The organism is Corynebacterium sp. MSK012, from assembly GCF_030232435.1.
Taxonomy (GTDB): domain Bacteria; phylum Actinomycetota; class Actinomycetes; order Mycobacteriales; family Mycobacteriaceae; genus Corynebacterium; species Corynebacterium jeikeium_D.
This window is the reverse complement of sequence record NZ_JASPJU010000006.1, coordinates 63,453-78,852: the sequence shown is the minus strand read 5'-3', so window position 1 is coordinate 78,852 and position 15,400 is coordinate 63,453. Positions and strand designations below refer to the sequence as shown.

Annotated in this window: 10 protein-coding genes; 8 read left to right on the top strand and 2 right to left on the bottom strand. The window is 57.4% G+C overall.

The window, feature by feature from the left end:
- Window positions 1-61 precede the first annotated feature (61 nt).
- Window positions 62-1,426 (bottom strand): DEAD/DEAH box helicase, encoded by a 1,365-nt coding sequence (locus QP977_RS05185; protein WP_049191109.1) that lies wholly within the window; start codon window positions 1,424-1,426, stop codon window positions 62-64.
- A gap of 94 nt (window positions 1,427-1,520) precedes the next feature.
- On the opposite strand from QP977_RS05185, the gene QP977_RS05180 reads away from it, so the two are divergent.
- The 7 genes from QP977_RS05180 to QP977_RS05150 all read left to right on the top strand — a co-directional run bounded on the left by QP977_RS05180 (window position 1,521) and on the right by QP977_RS05150 (window position 13,837).
- The gene (locus QP977_RS05180) at window positions 1,521-1,745 is read left to right on the top strand and encodes a DUF3107 domain-containing protein (RefSeq protein WP_042388469.1); all 225 of its coding nucleotides are present in this window, start codon (window positions 1,521-1,523) and stop codon (window positions 1,743-1,745) included.
- On the top strand, window positions 1,745-2,653 hold the full coding sequence (locus QP977_RS05175) for a DUF3152 domain-containing protein (RefSeq protein ID WP_049172838.1): 909 nt from the start codon (window positions 1,745-1,747) through the stop codon (window positions 2,651-2,653). The genes QP977_RS05180 and QP977_RS05175 overlap by 1 nt, the downstream gene beginning before the upstream one ends.
- A gap of 9 nt (window positions 2,654-2,662) precedes the next feature.
- On the top strand, window positions 2,663-3,514 hold the full coding sequence (locus QP977_RS05170) for a TIGR02569 family protein (RefSeq protein WP_070603431.1): 852 nt from the start codon (window positions 2,663-2,665) through the stop codon (window positions 3,512-3,514).
- Window positions 3,515-3,617: 103 nt separating this feature from the next.
- Window positions 3,618-6,968 carry an ATP-dependent helicase gene (locus QP977_RS05165; RefSeq protein ID WP_284847192.1) on the top strand — a complete coding sequence of 1,117 codons (3,351 nt, stop codon included), beginning with the start codon at window positions 3,618-3,620 and terminating at the stop codon, window positions 6,966-6,968.
- A 2-nt stretch (window positions 6,969-6,970) separates the two neighbouring features.
- Window positions 6,971-10,465, top strand: a complete 3,495-nt coding sequence (locus QP977_RS05160; protein ID WP_016422232.1) for an ATP-dependent helicase — start codon at window positions 6,971-6,973, stop codon at window positions 10,463-10,465.
- Window positions 10,466-10,580: 115 nt separating this feature from the next.
- Window positions 10,581-11,648, top strand: coding sequence for a potassium channel family protein (locus QP977_RS05155; RefSeq protein ID WP_016422233.1), 1,068 nt, complete (start codon window positions 10,581-10,583; stop codon window positions 11,646-11,648).
- 119 nt (window positions 11,649-11,767) lie between these two features.
- On the top strand, window positions 11,768-13,837 hold the full coding sequence (locus QP977_RS05150) for an ATP-dependent DNA helicase UvrD2 (protein WP_070429882.1): 2,070 nt from the start codon (window positions 11,768-11,770) through the stop codon (window positions 13,835-13,837).
- Between the two features lie 26 nt (window positions 13,838-13,863).
- Here QP977_RS05150 and QP977_RS05145 read toward each other — a convergent pair whose 3' ends face one another.
- Complete coding sequence (locus QP977_RS05145; RefSeq protein WP_016422235.1) at window positions 13,864-14,667, bottom strand: TOMM precursor leader peptide-binding protein; 804 nt, start codon at window positions 14,665-14,667, stop codon at window positions 13,864-13,866.
- A 200-nt stretch (window positions 14,668-14,867) separates the two neighbouring features.
- Between QP977_RS05145 and QP977_RS05140 the strand changes: the two genes are divergently transcribed.
- Window positions 14,868-15,398 carry a YgjP-like metallopeptidase domain-containing protein gene (locus tag QP977_RS05140; protein WP_016422236.1) on the top strand — a complete coding sequence of 177 codons (531 nt, stop codon included), beginning with the start codon at window positions 14,868-14,870 and terminating at the stop codon, window positions 15,396-15,398.
- Window positions 15,399-15,400 lie beyond the last annotated feature (2 nt).

Here is a 15,400-nt window from a genome sequence, read left to right as displayed (position 1 = left end):
ATGTCCTGTCGACGAGTGGTCGTGGCGAGAGGTGAGGCGGGGAGTTGGCACGCGCAGCGGCCTAGCTGCGACGATGAGAATTGGAGTGGCCGGCCCGCTTTGAGCTTCGTCCTTGGCCGCGATTGCGATGATGAGCCTGTGAGCGGTTGTTGCGGGGGCCTCTTCCGCCGCGCCCGCGAGGTGGTCTGGAACCCAACACCGGGCGGGCTGGCCCGACCTTCTCATCGATCCCCTCGGGGATGTCTAGAGCTTCAGCGAGCTCGGGGGAGGTGGAAAACCACGTCGGAATCTCGGCCATGTCCAGGTCGAGAGCATCTGAAATAGCCTTCCACTTTGTGGTTTCATCCCAGCCGACGAGCGTAACGGCGACACCGCTGTGTCCCGCGCGGCCGGTGCGGCCGATGCGGTGGACATAGGTCATTTCGTCATCGGGCACCTGGTGGTTGATGACGTGGGTGACATCGTCGATATCGATACCGCGAGCCGCGACATCGGTTGCGACCAGGACGTCGACGTCGCCATTGCGGAACGCCGTCAGCGAGCGCTCACGTGCAGGCTGGCCCATATCGCCGTGGACGGCGGTGACCAGGAAGCCGCGCTCGCCGAGCTGCTCAGCAACCGAGGCGGCGCCGCGCTTCGTGCGAGCAAAAATGATGGTGCGACCACGACCGTTGGCTTGCAGGATGCGGGCAATGACCGAGACCTTATCCATCTGGTGCGATTGGAAAACGATCTGTTTAGTGGTCTCGTGGACTGTGGCCTCTTCCTCGCCTGATTCGGCGCGGATGTGCACCGGGCGATTCATAAAGGTACGTGCGAGAGTCAGAATTGGGCCCGGCATTGTTGCCGAGAAGAGCATGGTCTGACGTTCATCTGGCACCGCAGCCAGAATCTTCTCGATGTCCGGCAGGAAGCCCAAGTCGAGCATCTCGTCGGCCTCGTCGAGAACCAAAATCTTTACGCCTGACAGCTCTAGATTATTGCGCTGGTAAAGATCGATGAGACGGCCGGGAGTACCGACGATGATGTCCACGCCGCGGTCTAGCTGTTCAATCTGTTCCTCATAGGGGCGGCCACCGTAAATAGTGCACACACGCAGATTGGTTGAGTGTGCAGCGCGGGCCAAATCCTCGCCGACCTGCACACATAGCTCACGGGTGGGGACGATGATGATTGCGCGGGCAGTGCCATCCGGTTCTGGAATGCGGGCGTCATCAAAGACGCGGTCAATAAGGGGGACACCAAAACCAAGAGTTTTTCCCATTCCAGTACGGGCTTGGCCGATGATGTCCGTGCCGTCGAGCGCCAAGGGCAGCGTCAGTTCCTGGATGGCAAATGTGCGGGTGATTCCTTCGTCGGCGAGTGCGTCGCAGATTTCCGCGGCGACCCCCAATTCGACGAATGTCGGGGACTGGGACTCTGCCACGGCGACTCCTTTGCTGTTTGTAACCTCACGTGACACGACGGCTTAATCGGTCTCTCTAATCCTAGCCGCTTTGGGAATGGTTATGATGTCACCTATGGACATCACTATTGGATTTGCAGACAATACGCGTGAGCTGAACATTGAAAACGTCGCTGGTGGCGAGGAGGTCAAGGCTGCGATCTCCCAGAAGCTGGCTGCTGGCGAAGGTGTGATTGAGCTCAGCGACGGCGCTGGTCAGGAGTACCTGATTAATGCTGACAAAGTCGCCTACGTCCGTACCGGTAACAACGCAGACCGTAAGGTTGGCTTCTTCGCCTAATGACGCAAGAACCCTTTCTCGTACGCATTGCAAGGAGCTGGGGATGGCGAGCCTATGCCATCCCCGTACTTGTGGTGCTCACAGTCATCATTCTCTTCGACATCTTCACTGCTGAAGATGATTCTTCAGGTTCCGGCACTGGCACTGTCGCCTCGCAGAGTGGCAATGGTCGCCCTGGTCCGGTGCCTGGTGAGGGATACGGTGATGGTTACGAGGGAGGGCAGTTGCCACCCGGTCCGGCCTTTGCCACGGAACCCTCGGGAAATTTTAAAGATGTCACTGTGGCGCATCCCCGTGTCGGGGAGGGGCGCGACAATGCGGTCAGGTATTCCGTGGAAATTGAAGACAACATTGATGTTCCTTCGATTGGTGGCGAGCGCGCCTTTGCAGAGACGGTGAACTCGATTCTGGCCGATCCACGTGGCTGGACAGCTAATCCAGATTTTTCTTTCGAGGCAGTGCCTCGCGACCAGGATCCGACGATTGTCGTGCAGCTTTCCGCGACTGGAACCGCACATCAGCTGTGCGGCAACACCTTGGGAATGGAGACCTCCTGTTACCTGTCTGGGCAGCGGGAAGGTGAGCCTGGGCGCGTGGTCGTCAGTATCGCCCGGTGGGTTCGAGGTGCCCTGCCTTTTGAGGGGGACCTGGGATTGTATCGCCAATACCTTATTAATCACGAGGTTGGTCACGGACTTGGGTACGCGGTTCACGAGCCCTGTCCGAGGGACGGCGGTATCGCGCCAATCATGATGCAGCAGACCCTGAGCGTGTCGAACGATGAACTGCACAAAATCGACAGCAGCGAGGTCTATCAGGTCGATGGTAAGACGTGTTCTGTCAACGGCTGGCCGTACCCATTTGGGGCGGACGACGATACGGCCGCACCGACTCAGAAAGCAAGGTAGTAGCAGATTATGATCGCCACTCCTCCCGACCGTGTTTTAGAGGCCTTTGGTGCCGAGGGCGAGCCGCATCGTGCCGGGCGAGCTTGGGACAATGGCTGGGTCTACGACGATTCCATTGTCCTTTCGCCGGTACATAATTCGGCGCAGGCGCTGTGGTCTGCAAAGGTTCGCAGTGCGCTAGATGTCGATGGCGTCCGAGTGGCGAAATCTGTGCGTACCAGTGACGGCCGCTTGGTTATTGCTGGGTGGCAGGCTCGTCATTTCATCCCGGGGGGATTCGCGCCACGTGCCGATGAAACCATTGTGGCCGCTGGTCGCGTGGAAGAGTCGCTTGCCACTATTGAACGGCCACAGTTCCTCCTTGATAAGGAGCCCGATTACTTCGTCATGTGTAATCGCGCAGCTTGGGACTCTGACCCAATCGGCATCCTCGAGCAGCTTCTCGACGCGGATAGCGTCCCCCGCGCCGATTGTGCCGAGGCTCTCACGATCTCCGGTGATCTTCTCCAGCTGCGGGCAGAGATGGTTGTGCCAACGGAGCTTCTGCAGGTCTGTCACGCAGACCTCGTCGGCACGCTGCTTTACGACGGCACGGCCGCCCCGGTTCTCACCGATATCGTGCCAGCGTGGCATGTCCGTGGTTGGACAGCTGCCTTGGCGGCAGTGGATTGTCTGTCCATGATGGGGGCTGATGAGGAGCTACTGCGGCGCTTCGATCACCTGCCGGATTTCGGTCAGTTGCTCGTTCGTGCGATGTGTTATCGACTTTTTGTCCACGCTGTTAGTCCAGAATCGCAGCCGGGTGCGTATCGCGGTCTGTTCCGCGCGGCTTCGCTAGTTCGCGCGTTTGTGTCTAAGTAACGCCGGGCAGTATTTACGGGAGTTTTTGGGGCGGGGGTATTTTTCTCCTTATTTCGAATGGGTGTTCGAGTATCGGTCCGGAGGTTGTGCCACAATGGTGCACATGAACGTAGATGGAATGCCGAAGGTTCGGTTCGTCCAGGAGGAACCTCCTCGTCGTCGGCAGTGGTTGGGTACTGCGGTAGAGGCGCTTTTCCCTTCCCATAATCAGGCGCTCGTGGTAGAGAACAAGCTTGTAAACCAGCCTGTTGTGCGCGTTTTAGGCGGCCCGGGGACTGGTAAGAGTTCGCTGCTGGCAGATCTCGCGGTGGACTACATGCAGGCGGGCATTCCGGCGGACAGCATTTTGGTGGTGTCACAGTCAAAAGAGGCCGCTGCGGAATTGAGGCGGGATATTGACAGGCGTTTTGCCTCTGAACTGGGGGAAGGCGGTTCGGTCGGGGCAGGCCAAGGTGGCATGGTGCGTGCCGTGCATTCACTTGCCTATGCAGTAGTACGTGATGCCGCCGTCAGTCGGGGAGAGCCTGAACCATCGTTGACCACTGGTGCACGCCAAGATGCTGTCGTGCGGCAACTTTTGGCCGGACATGCGGAAGATGGTGGTGCGTATTGGCCAGAGCGGTTGCGCCCGGCTCTCCCATTAGTCGGTTTTTCCCGTGCAGTTCGTGACTTTCTGCTGCGTGCAGCTGAGCGGGGGATTGATGCCCCGAGGCTTCAGCAGCTCGGCGTGGACTATGGCATTGAGTCGTGGTGTGCGGCTGGCAAGTTTATGGCGGAGTATCAGCAGACTATGCGGTTGGCGTGGGAGCCCAGCCTGAACGCTGCAGAGATTGTCTCTGCGGCATTGATGGAGCTGGATGCAGACGCGCAAGCACTGGCTCGGTGGGGAAAGTCGGTGGTGCTGGTCGATGATGCTGAACACTTATCCCCGGAAGCTGCGCGTCTTGTGGATCGGTTTGTGTCGCAGGCGGCGGTAGCCGTCATTACTGGTGATGAAGATCAATCGGTATTCCACTTCCGCGGTGCTAATAATGACTATCTTCGGGGGACTGGTGAGGCCGAGTGCAAGGCAATACACTTGCAGCAGTCTTACCGCTGTAACGCTGATATCGCGGATTTAGTCAACGCAGTTTCTCAGCGCTTGCCTAAGACTCCTGCATACCGTGGCATTGTCGGTTCAGCTGGGCCACAAGAAGCTAGTGAATCCGAAGTTGGAAACAACAGCGATACCGTCGCAGCGGAAAACTCGTACGCAGCTAAAAGTGCAGTAAAAATAGCTATTCATCCTTCTGAACGTGCACAGCGAGCCACAGTCGCGGACTACTTCCGGCGCCTTCATATTGACGAGGGAGTGGCATGGAAGGATATGGCGGTCATCGTCCGGTCCGGTGCAGGGGAGTCCTCTCTGTTCCGTGCGTTGTCGCGTGCGGGTGTGCCTGTGCAGATTGACCCAACGGACATCGTGCTAAGTCATCAGCGATTGGTGCGAGCGCTGATGGTGGCGTTGCGGGCAACTATGAACCAGCTCGATGACGTGGAGTGGGACGAGTTCCTCTCCGGCCCATTGGTCAACATGGATCCGATTGTCAAAGAGCGTCTGCTGCGCGGAATCCGAAAGGCCGACCTGTTCGGCGGGGCCGCGATGACTCAGCTCATCGGAATCTTGAAGGCAGAGGGACTCACAGCTGAACATCTGGAGCTTATTGAGTCTCTGTCGCAGCGTGAACGTCAGGCGCTGCAGGTGCCGCTGGATCTGTTGAGCGCAGCTCGTGAAGCGTTGCGCGATGGTGTGGAAGCAACTTTGTGGGCAATTTGGCAGTCCACTGGTTTGGCAGACCATCTGGTGGCGGCATCGTTGCGCGGCGGTACAGCTGGCGCATCGGCTGACCGCGATTTGGATGCTGTGATGGCACTGTTCGACTTTGCTGGTGACCGTGTGGAGCTGAATCCAAAACTGACGGTTGACGGTTTTATCGCTTCTGTGGAAGAGCAGGAGCTGCCCATCGGCGCACGTGACCGTAGCGGGGTAGAGCGCGATGCCGTGCGCATTCTCTCAGCCCATGCGGCTCTGGGCAGGCAGTGGAAAGCAGTAGCAGTTGTCGGAGTCCAGGAAGGCCAGTGGCCCAGCCTCGGTGTGACTGGCTCGGTGATGAAGCAGAACGAGTTCATCGGTCTCGTTGATCACGGAATTGAGCCGCGGGAGTACATCAATTCCATGGCGGATGCGCTGGCGGAGGAACGTCGTTTGCTGCACGTCGCGGTATCACGGGCGAGCGACAGGGTACTGCTGACCGCAGTCGATTCTCCTGACGATGTTGGAGTTCCCAGTCCGTTTATTATCGAGCTCGTTGAAAAGCTCGGTAATTCGGTGACGGAGCTGGTGAAACAGTCGGAAGCATCGTCGTCTGCGAACGGAGTCGGGGCTACGGCTAATGAAGCAAACGCCGGCAATCCGGATGTTGCAGAGGCAGAAGATGTCGCATGGGCCGGTGAAGGCCTGCCACGGGTGCTCTCTGTGGAGTCACTGCTGGCAGAACTGCGTGCAGCCGTTGTGGACGATGCGGAGACTGAGACGCGGCGTCGACAAGCTGCACGTCAACTCGCGCGATTGGCGCAGGTTGAGGTTGCTGGCGCACATCCAGACACCTGGTGGGGGCTCCGTGCACCGTCGACTTCGAAGCCGGTAAATGACAAGAAGCCGATGAGGATCAATCCCTCCAAGGTGGAAGCAACCCTGAGTTGTCCGTTGAAGGCCATGTTGGATAAATCAGCACCGACATCGGCCATGTATCTGGGCTCTCTACTGCATCAGGCGGTAGAAGCAGTCGCCAAGGGAGTGACTGTGCCTGAGGCTCAGTCTGAGATCCGGCGTGTTTTTGGGGACCTGTCCGATGATCCGGAGTGGCGTAAGCGTACTGAGGAAGAGACCTGGTTGACCGGGCTGGAGGATTGGCAGCGGTGGATTGAGACTAAGAAAGATATCGGAACCGAGGTCCCAGTAAATGTCAACATCAACGATGACATCGTGATTGTCGGACGAATCGACCGGTTGATTGAAGACGCTGATGGTGCAGTTCAAATCGTCGATATTAAAACCGGTAAGACAGCGCCCTCCGGTAAAGAAGTAGAAGGACACGCACAGCTAGCTACATATCAACTGGCGCTGTCGAAGGGGAAGCTCGTTGAAAGCGGAGATGGGCTCGCTGTGGACAACGGCGAAGGCATTGAACAATCTGGGGCATACCTGGTATTTCCGCGAAAGTCACACAATAAGACCATTATCACTAGCCGCGAACAGTCAAAGCTCACGGAAGACAAGTTGGCTGACTGGGAGCGTCGCGTAGAGCAGGTAGCACGTGCGACGTCTGGCCCGCGTGCCTTGGCGCTCGCTGGTGATCATTGCAAGTTCTGCACGCTTTCGAAGGCGTGCCCGGCAGCAGAAGGGAATCGGTAGTCATGTCGGAGGAACGAACCATCATTGATCCCGTCACCCTGTCGGAGATGATGGGGCAGGACTTTCCGCCCACCCCGCAACAAGCGGCGGTAATCGGTGCACCGATGGAACCAATGCTTGTTGTCGCCGGTGCCGGTGCTGGTAAAACAGCGACAATGGCTGCCCGTGTTGTGTGGTTGGTCGCCAACGGCTTTATCCGCCCAGAAGAAGTTCTAGGTTTGACCTTCACCAGGAAGGCAGCGCGCGAGCTCGGCGTCCGTATCCGCCAACAGCTGAATGCGCTTGCTTCTTCCGCTGCATTTCGTGCACAAGCTTCACCAGAGGTGCTAGCAAGCCTCGAGGTCATTGCCCCAACCACGCTTACTTACGATGCCTATGCCTCTGAAGTCGTGAGCAATTATGGTCTTTTGCTGCCGACGGAGCCGGGGGTCACCATTATGGATGGCGCGACGCAGTGGCAGTTGGCCTGGGAAACAGCTCGCAATGTGACCGAAATTGATGTCGATATTGCGCCATCAACGCTGGCCAGTCGCATTATTGAGCTGGGGTCGAACATCGACTCAAACTTGTCTACCCCGCAGGCGATTCGCGAGGAAACCGAAGCGTTCATCAGCAATATTGAGCAGACCCCGCAGAAGGGTAAACGCGAGGGGCTAATTGGCGATCTACAGGGCATCGTCGATAAGCAGCGGGAGAGATTAGAGATTTTGCCGCTGGTAGAGCAGGTTCGAGCTCGGTGCAATGAAGAAAATGTCGCCACCTTTGGTATGCAGATGGCTCGTGCGGCCCGGCTAGCCACCGACTTCGCGGAAGTCGGGGAGGAGGAGCGGCGTCGCTTTAAGATCATCATGCTCGACGAGTACCAGGACACGTCGCACACACAGCGGCTGTTCCTGCGTGCGCTGTTCTCCGGTGGTTGTGTCACCGCTGTCGGCGATCCGATGCAGGCAATTTATGGCTGGCGAGGAGCAACGGCCGAAAACCTTGTGCAGTTTGTCAATGATTTTCCGCGGTCGGATGGGCAGCCAGCGGAGAAAAAGCAACTGACCATTTCTTGGCGAAACCCGCAGTCAGTGCTGCAGCTTGCTAACGCAGTCTCCGACCGTGCTTTTGCGGGGCAGGCTCGTACGGTAGAGGCACTGGATGCGGGGCCAAAAGCAGGCCAGGGCGAGGTGCAGCTTGCTTTCACTGCAACCGGTGAGGAAGAAGTTGCATACATCGCAGATTGCATGGAGGCGCAATTACGCGAATGTGAAGCAGCTGGCAACAAGCTCGATGCCGCCATCCTGGTTCGGACAAATGCTGAATCGGCTGTCTATTTAGATGCACTGTCTGAGCGGGGTGTGCCTGCAATCATTGTGGGACTCGCTGGATTGCTGCACTTGCCCGAGGTCATGGATATCACCTCGGTGATGAAGATATTGGTCGAGCCCAGTTCAGACCAGGATGCTCTGCGTCTGCTGCTCAGCCCACAGTTCAATTTGGGTGCCGCAGACGTGGAGGCACTTCGCACTCGTGTAGATCAGCTGGCAATGGCAGGAAAGGACGAGTTGGCCCGGAAGAAGGGCAACGTCGAAGAGACTTCAGACTCCTCACCGCTTTCGCAGCTCGCTCGCCAGTATGACAAGCTCGTGGAAGATGCCGAAGCAGCATCGTCCGCGGTGGGGCTGGGGCACGCCATCGCCGACCCAGATATTCGTTTTTACGACGGCACCCCGCTGGCGCGCGGCAGTGTGGAAAAAAATGGGCGGTTGGTCTGCAGCGAGTCACTGAACTACACAGATGAAGCAATGGTGCGCATCGCACAGTTGGGTGCAAGCCTACGAAAACTACGTCGGTTCTCGCTGAATAAGCCTCTGCCGGAACTGGTCGAGGACATCGCTACTGAGTTTGGAATTCGCGTAGAAGCAGCGGCTGGACAGTACGGTTCCGCTACCGCGATAACCAGGCCGACGACCGCACATCTGGATAGGTTTGTCGATATCGCTGCGACGTATTCTCAAAATATCTCGGACGATGTGACAGGGTTTTTGAACTATCTGGAATTCGCTGTCGAACACGATGATGGTTTGGAACGGGCACCTATGAACATGCCGGAAAACTGTGTCCAAATCATGACTATGCACAAGTCAAAGGGCTTGGAGTGGGAAACGGTTGCTGTTCCGGGCATCACCACCAGCAAGTTCGACAAAGTTGATTTGTCATCGTGGCTCACCAATTCAGTTCAACTTCCTCCTGGTGCAATTACCCAAGTGGATCCGCTAACGGCTAGTGCAGAAACAACAGAGGATGCAACACAGCTTGCAGCAGGCGATTGGGCTCCTGTCGCTGATTCTGTCGATAGCAATGCCCCTGAACTGGACATATCAGGCGCAGATAACCAGACCGACCTCAACAAGGTGATTAAAGCCTACAAGGAAGAGCTGCGAGAAGTGGAAAGGGAAGAGAAGCAGCGCCTTTTCTACGTTGCCATGACTCGCTCTGCAAAAAAGCTCATTGTTACTGCAAGCAGGCGGCCTAATCCGAGCTTGAAGAATCCCACTGACGTGTCGGCAGACTTCGCAGCCATCGCCACGCAATTCAGTGACTATGTGGTGTCGTGGACAGATGGGGAGGACCCTGAGGTAGAGGACACTGAAGTCGATTTGGACTGCGACACTGCGGTTGATGGGGTGGTCTGGCCCGTCGATACCTTGGGCAACCGCCGAGATAGTGTGCAGCGAGCAGCCGAAAGCGTCATGCGCTACATGGGCGAAGACCAGGATGAGCGCCCCATTTCAGGTGACCTGTCTGAGGTATGGGAAACGGAAACGACCATTCTCGTGGATGAAATCCTTCGAGCTAAGGCCGCGGAGATTCATCTACCAATGCCGACAAGCATGTCCACTAGCGAATACCAAGCCATGATTGCGGATCCGGTCGCGTTTGCTCGTCGGAAAGCACGCCCGGTGCCGTTTAAGCCAAACCGATTCGCGCGCCGAGGTACGGCATTCCACGCTTGGTTGGAGAATCGCTTCGGTGCACACAGTCTGCTGGACGATGAGGATCTCTTCGGGGATCAACTGGATGACTTCCTCGGCACAGAGCAAGTCGCGTCCGAACGCGAACTGGAGAAATTGAAGGCGAATTTCGAGGCATCTGAGTGGGCTGACCGCACGCCAACGCATGTAGAGGTGCCGTTTGAAATTGCCATCGGGCAGAGGCGGGTCGTCGGCCGAATCGACGCGGTGTTTAACGACAACGGGAAGTGGAGCGTCATTGACTGGAAGACAGGCCAGATGCCGCGCGGAAAGGAAAGGGAAGTAGCGGCGCTACAGCTGGCGATTTACCGCCTGGCGTGGTCGGATAGGCTGCGCGAGATGGGAATGGAAACTGCCCCCGAAGACATTGAAGCCGGGTTCTTCTACGTTTCGGCAGGACGGACGCTAATACCAGATGAAGCGCTACTGCCAAGCAGGATAGAGTTAGACAGGAAAATGCGCGAGCTGATTGGATAATCATCTACGTATGTAACTGCCGCGTGGCCGTGGCCAGTTATCCAGGTGAAAGCAGCAGTTTGTATGCGCTATTTTTCACCGGGAGGAGTTTTCATGAAAGGCAGGCGAGGAGCGGTTGCGTAATCCAATTCGGAAATCTTCGGGATACGAAACCGGGCTCAATGATCTTCCCGGGCATGCACTGCTGGGAGTCATTGGTCTGCCTGAGTCCGCGCCGAAGAATCCTTGGCGGCTAATCATACGTCGTTTGAACTACGCCGTGTTTTTGCTGCTGATTGCATCCGTCGTGGTCTACTACGACCGCAACGGATACACGGAGCCTCTCACCTTCATCGATGCGGTGTATTACTCGGCTGTCAGCCTGTCGACGACGGGCTACGGTGACATCACGCCGGTCACACAGAGGGCTCGATTACTCAATATTTTGATCATTACGCCACTGCGTGTGGCCTTCCTTGCTCTCTTGGTCGGTACTACTCTGACCGTTTTGACCCAAGAGTCTCGGAAAACCCTGCAAATTCAGCGCTGGAGGAGACAGTTGCGCAACCACACCGTCGTTATCGGATACGGCACCAAGGGTCGTTCTGCCATTGCAGCTCTTCTCGCGGACGGCGTAGATCCGGCAGAAATCGTTGTTATTGATACGGACAAGGAAGCACTCGACCACGCTTCGAATCAAGGCTTGGCGACGGTGCATGGGTCGGCTACTAAATCTGATGTGCTGAAGTTAGCTGGTATTCAGCGTGCCCGCTCTATAGTCGTTGCACCGAACAAAGATGACACAGCGGTGCTGGTCACGTTGTCTGTCCGCGAGTTGGCACCGGGTGCCTCAATTGTGGCTTCAGTGCGTGAATCAGAAAACCGCCACTTGTTGACGCAGTCAGGTGCAGACCAAGTGGTCATTTCTTCTGAAACCGCCGGCCGAATGCTGGGGCTGGCCACGGTGACTCCTTCGGTGGTGGAGATGATGGAAGACCTCCTGAGCCCGGATGAAGGATTCTCTGTTGCAGAGAGGCTCGTCACCGAAGAGGAAATCGGTGCCAGCCCACGGCACCTCGCGGATATTGCACTCGGTGTGGTGCGCTCGGGTGAGCTGTACCGAATTGATTCACCGGAGTGTGAATCGGTGGAGCCAGGCGACCGGCTGCTGTACGTCCGCCGTGTCTACAGCAATGACGAATAGCACTCGACAAGTTTAAAAATGGGGTCTAACAACTTTTGACTTACTCAGAGGCGGATGTGAACGAGCCGGAATATCTAGCTGGGCTGGATCCAGATCAGCGTGAGGCAGCCACGGCTCCGATGGGGCCGGTGTGCATTCTTGCCGGAGCCGGTACAGGTAAGACCCGAACAATTACTCATCGCATCAAGTACCTCATTGACCAGGGGTTTGTGCAGCCGCAAAAGGTATTAGCGGTGACATTTACCTCGCGTGCCGCAGGGGAGATGCGCGACCGCCTGGCAAAGATGGGAACGCCTGGAGTCCAGGCGCGCACTTTCCACTCGGCATCACTTCGCCAGCTGCGCTACTTCTGGCCCCAAGTCGCCGGTGATATGCCCTGGCAGCTGTTGGATGACAAGAAATTCCGTGTTGTCGCCCAAGCAGTACGTCGAGTGGGCCTGGACACCTCTAAGGAAACAATCCGAGATGTCATGGGCGAGATTGAGTGGGCGAAGGCCACTCTGGCCGGTGCGGATCAGTACCAAGCCGCGCTGCGGGAGCATGGGCGCACGGCGCCTCTGTCTGCGGAGAAAATTGTCGATTGCTATCGCGCTTACGAGGACATAAAAACCACCCCGGACGGGCTATTGCTCGACTTCGACGACCTACTCATTCACACCGCCGGTGCGATGGAGAATTCCCGTGCAGTGGCGGAGGAATTCCGCAACCAGTATCGGTGCTTCGTCGTCGATGAGTACCAGGATGTCACCCCGTTACAGCAGCGAGTTCTCAACGCCTGGCTGGGAGACCGTGACAACCTGACAGTTGTCGGGGACGCCAACCAGACGATTTACTCTTTCACAGGCGCGACTCCGCAATACCTGATGAACTTCTCTCGGGACTACCCGGAAGCCACAGTGGTCCGCCTGCAGCGGGACTACCGATCGACCCCACAGGTCGTCGGTCTGGCTAACAATGTCATCGGCCGTGCGCAGGGACGTATCGCCGGCTCGCGGCTGAAGCTGATTGGGCAGCGTGAAGACGGCCCGGAGCCGACTTTCAATCAGTACGACGATGAGCCAATGGAAGCTCGCGCGACCGCGCGCAGCATCAAGCGACTTATCGACGCGGGTACGCCGGCATCGGAGATTGCCGTTTTGTACCGGATTAACGCACAGTCCGCAGTTTTTGAGCAGGCTTTGTCCGAGGTAGGAGTCGCCTACCAGGTTCGTGGCGGGGACGGTTTCTACCAGCGTCCCGAGATCCGCGATGCCATCGCAGCACTTGTGCGAGTTTCCCGTTCCTCACGGACTGTTCCGACATTGCAGGGCACGAATCTGTTGGATTTGGTCAAGCAGGTTTTCGCGGGTCTTGGCATGACTGACCAAGAGCCGGAAGGCACTGGTGCCAGGGAACGTTGGCAGTCACTGCGCGCCCTATTCGACCTGTGTAAGGACATCGTTCATGCCAACACCGAGGTCAATATCCAGGCGCTCCTCGGCCAATTGCACACTCGGCAGCAGGCCAAACATCCACCGACGCTGGATGGCGTGACGCTGGCTAGCCTGCATGCAGCCAAGGGGCTGGAGTGGGATGCGGTGTTCCTCGTTGGGCTTACCGACGGTTCGCTGCCTATCCAACATGCGCTGAATAAATTCGACCGTTCTCCTGCGCAGGGGGCGGAAGCCATCGAAGAAGAGCGCCGTCTGTTCTATGTCGGCATTACTCGAGCCCGCGAACATCTGGAGCTATCTTGGTCATTGTCGCGGACAGAAGGCGGCCGCAGGTCACGTCGCCGCACACGATTCCTCGATGAACTCGACATTGATGTCTCTGACTACTCGGCTGAGGCACAGCGAAGCTCAAGGAGCTCTAGTTCCCGCAGTAAGCGTCAGCAGTCCAAACAGTGCAAGGGCTGTACTAAGCCATTGCACACCGATGCCGAGCGGATTTCAGGGCGTTGTGAAGAGTGCCCAGTCAGTGCGGATCCTGCACTACTGGAAGCATTGCGTGCATGGCGCTTGGAAATGTCGAGGGAAATGACGGTCCCCGCATTCGTAATCTTCTCCGATGCGACCCTTCTGGCCATCGGTGAGCAGCAGCCGACTACGCCGGAGGAACTTCTGCAGATTCCCGGAATTGGAGAAGCGAAGCTCAATCATTTCGGCGAAGGCATCTTGGGAATCGTCAATTCTTTCGTGAATTCCTAGTCAGATTCTGCTCAAGGCACTTCGAATTACATGAACTGCATCTGCGAGTTTCCATGACCACACACTGGGCACTGCGGGTGGGGAGCAACAGTAGTGCGGGTGATATCGAGGCTTTCCAGATCTATGCGCACCTCCGTTGCACATAGATCTGAGAGATCCGGCCGCCGCAGCTGCCCAACCAACAGTGGCACCGCTGTGTTCAGCCATTCCGGTGCGGCCACGGGCGTAAAAGTGCGAAGCTGTAGCGCAATCAGTGCCCGGACGGGGTCGCGGTCTCGTCGATAAGCTTCGAAACACATCGAGCAGGGCCCTTGACCTGGTTGAACAAGCGGCCCAAGAATCAGTGCCCCATCGCGGAAATGCGTGTGCAGATGCTCAATTCCACGATGAAACAGAGCGCGAACCAAGGGCATGCTCGGTACTTCCATGCCCGTGACCACCGCGAGCCCGATCTCTTCCGGTGTGGATTGAGATATTTTCAGCGTCGCATTGCGAGTGGGCGACATTGCCGTCGTCCAACTACCACAACCCGTGCGACGAAGCTCCTTTAAAAGTCCGGTGCGCAAGCTGTCCCGACCGATCAGCGTAATCCTCCGCCGTGTCGGTGGTTTTTGGACCAGTGCGGCTCGGTGAAGATCGGAGATAAGTGCGGTAATGAACTGCGGTGACAGTTTGTCGTGACTGTCAGTAAAGGCCTCGCTTAAGGTGCTACCTCTATGAGCTGCAAGAAGCGCCGAGAAGACAGGCCCCGGCGGGGTGCCGTCGGAAAGCGGCAGAATCATGCTGCGCTCCGGTTCCACGCCGAACTGAATCCGCGCGCCTGGGCGCATGACAATCGGTACCTCCGGCCGCAGCGCGTAGTCCGTGGCAGGCGCGGCAAGTGTTTGTGCCGCGGGTGTGTGCGAACCTATTACGCCAGCCGTACCATCCCGCCCCCGAGACGTATCCCTGTATTCCCCCATAAAAATATCTTTTACCCCGGGGCCAGCTTTTACGCAATCGCAGCGCAGAGCATATACGCTTAAAAAGCATGAGCACCAAGCGACCTGAGTACGGCCCGGATGTTGAGGTTCGGCGCTCGAAGCGCCGCCGCCGTACTGTGTCCGCCCGCGCGGAGGGAAACCGGATCATTGTCATGGTTCCGGACGATCTCAGCGCCGCTGCGGAAAAACAGCAGGTCAATGAAATTGTTGCGCGAGTGCGGAAGAAAGTTGGCAGCAACCTGGATAATTCCGAGCTGGAGCGCCGCGCACGGCTGCTCTCTCGTACGGTGCTGGAAGATCGCCCGCGGTTCGAGTCAATCAAATGGGTCAAGAACATGTCGCGCAGGTGGGCATCCGTCACCGGCGGTGTCGATAGTCCTGGGCGCATTCGCATTTCGCACAGGCTTGCCGACGTCCCGGGGTACGTCCTCGACGACGTCATTGTGCACGAACTGGTGCACACTTTCGTCGACGGTGGTCATACCGAAGAGTTTTGGTATTGGGCGGCAAAAGCCCCGTACCACGAACGGGCACGGGGCTATTTAGAGGCGTATCAGCGCTGGGGAACCCAGAGCTAACT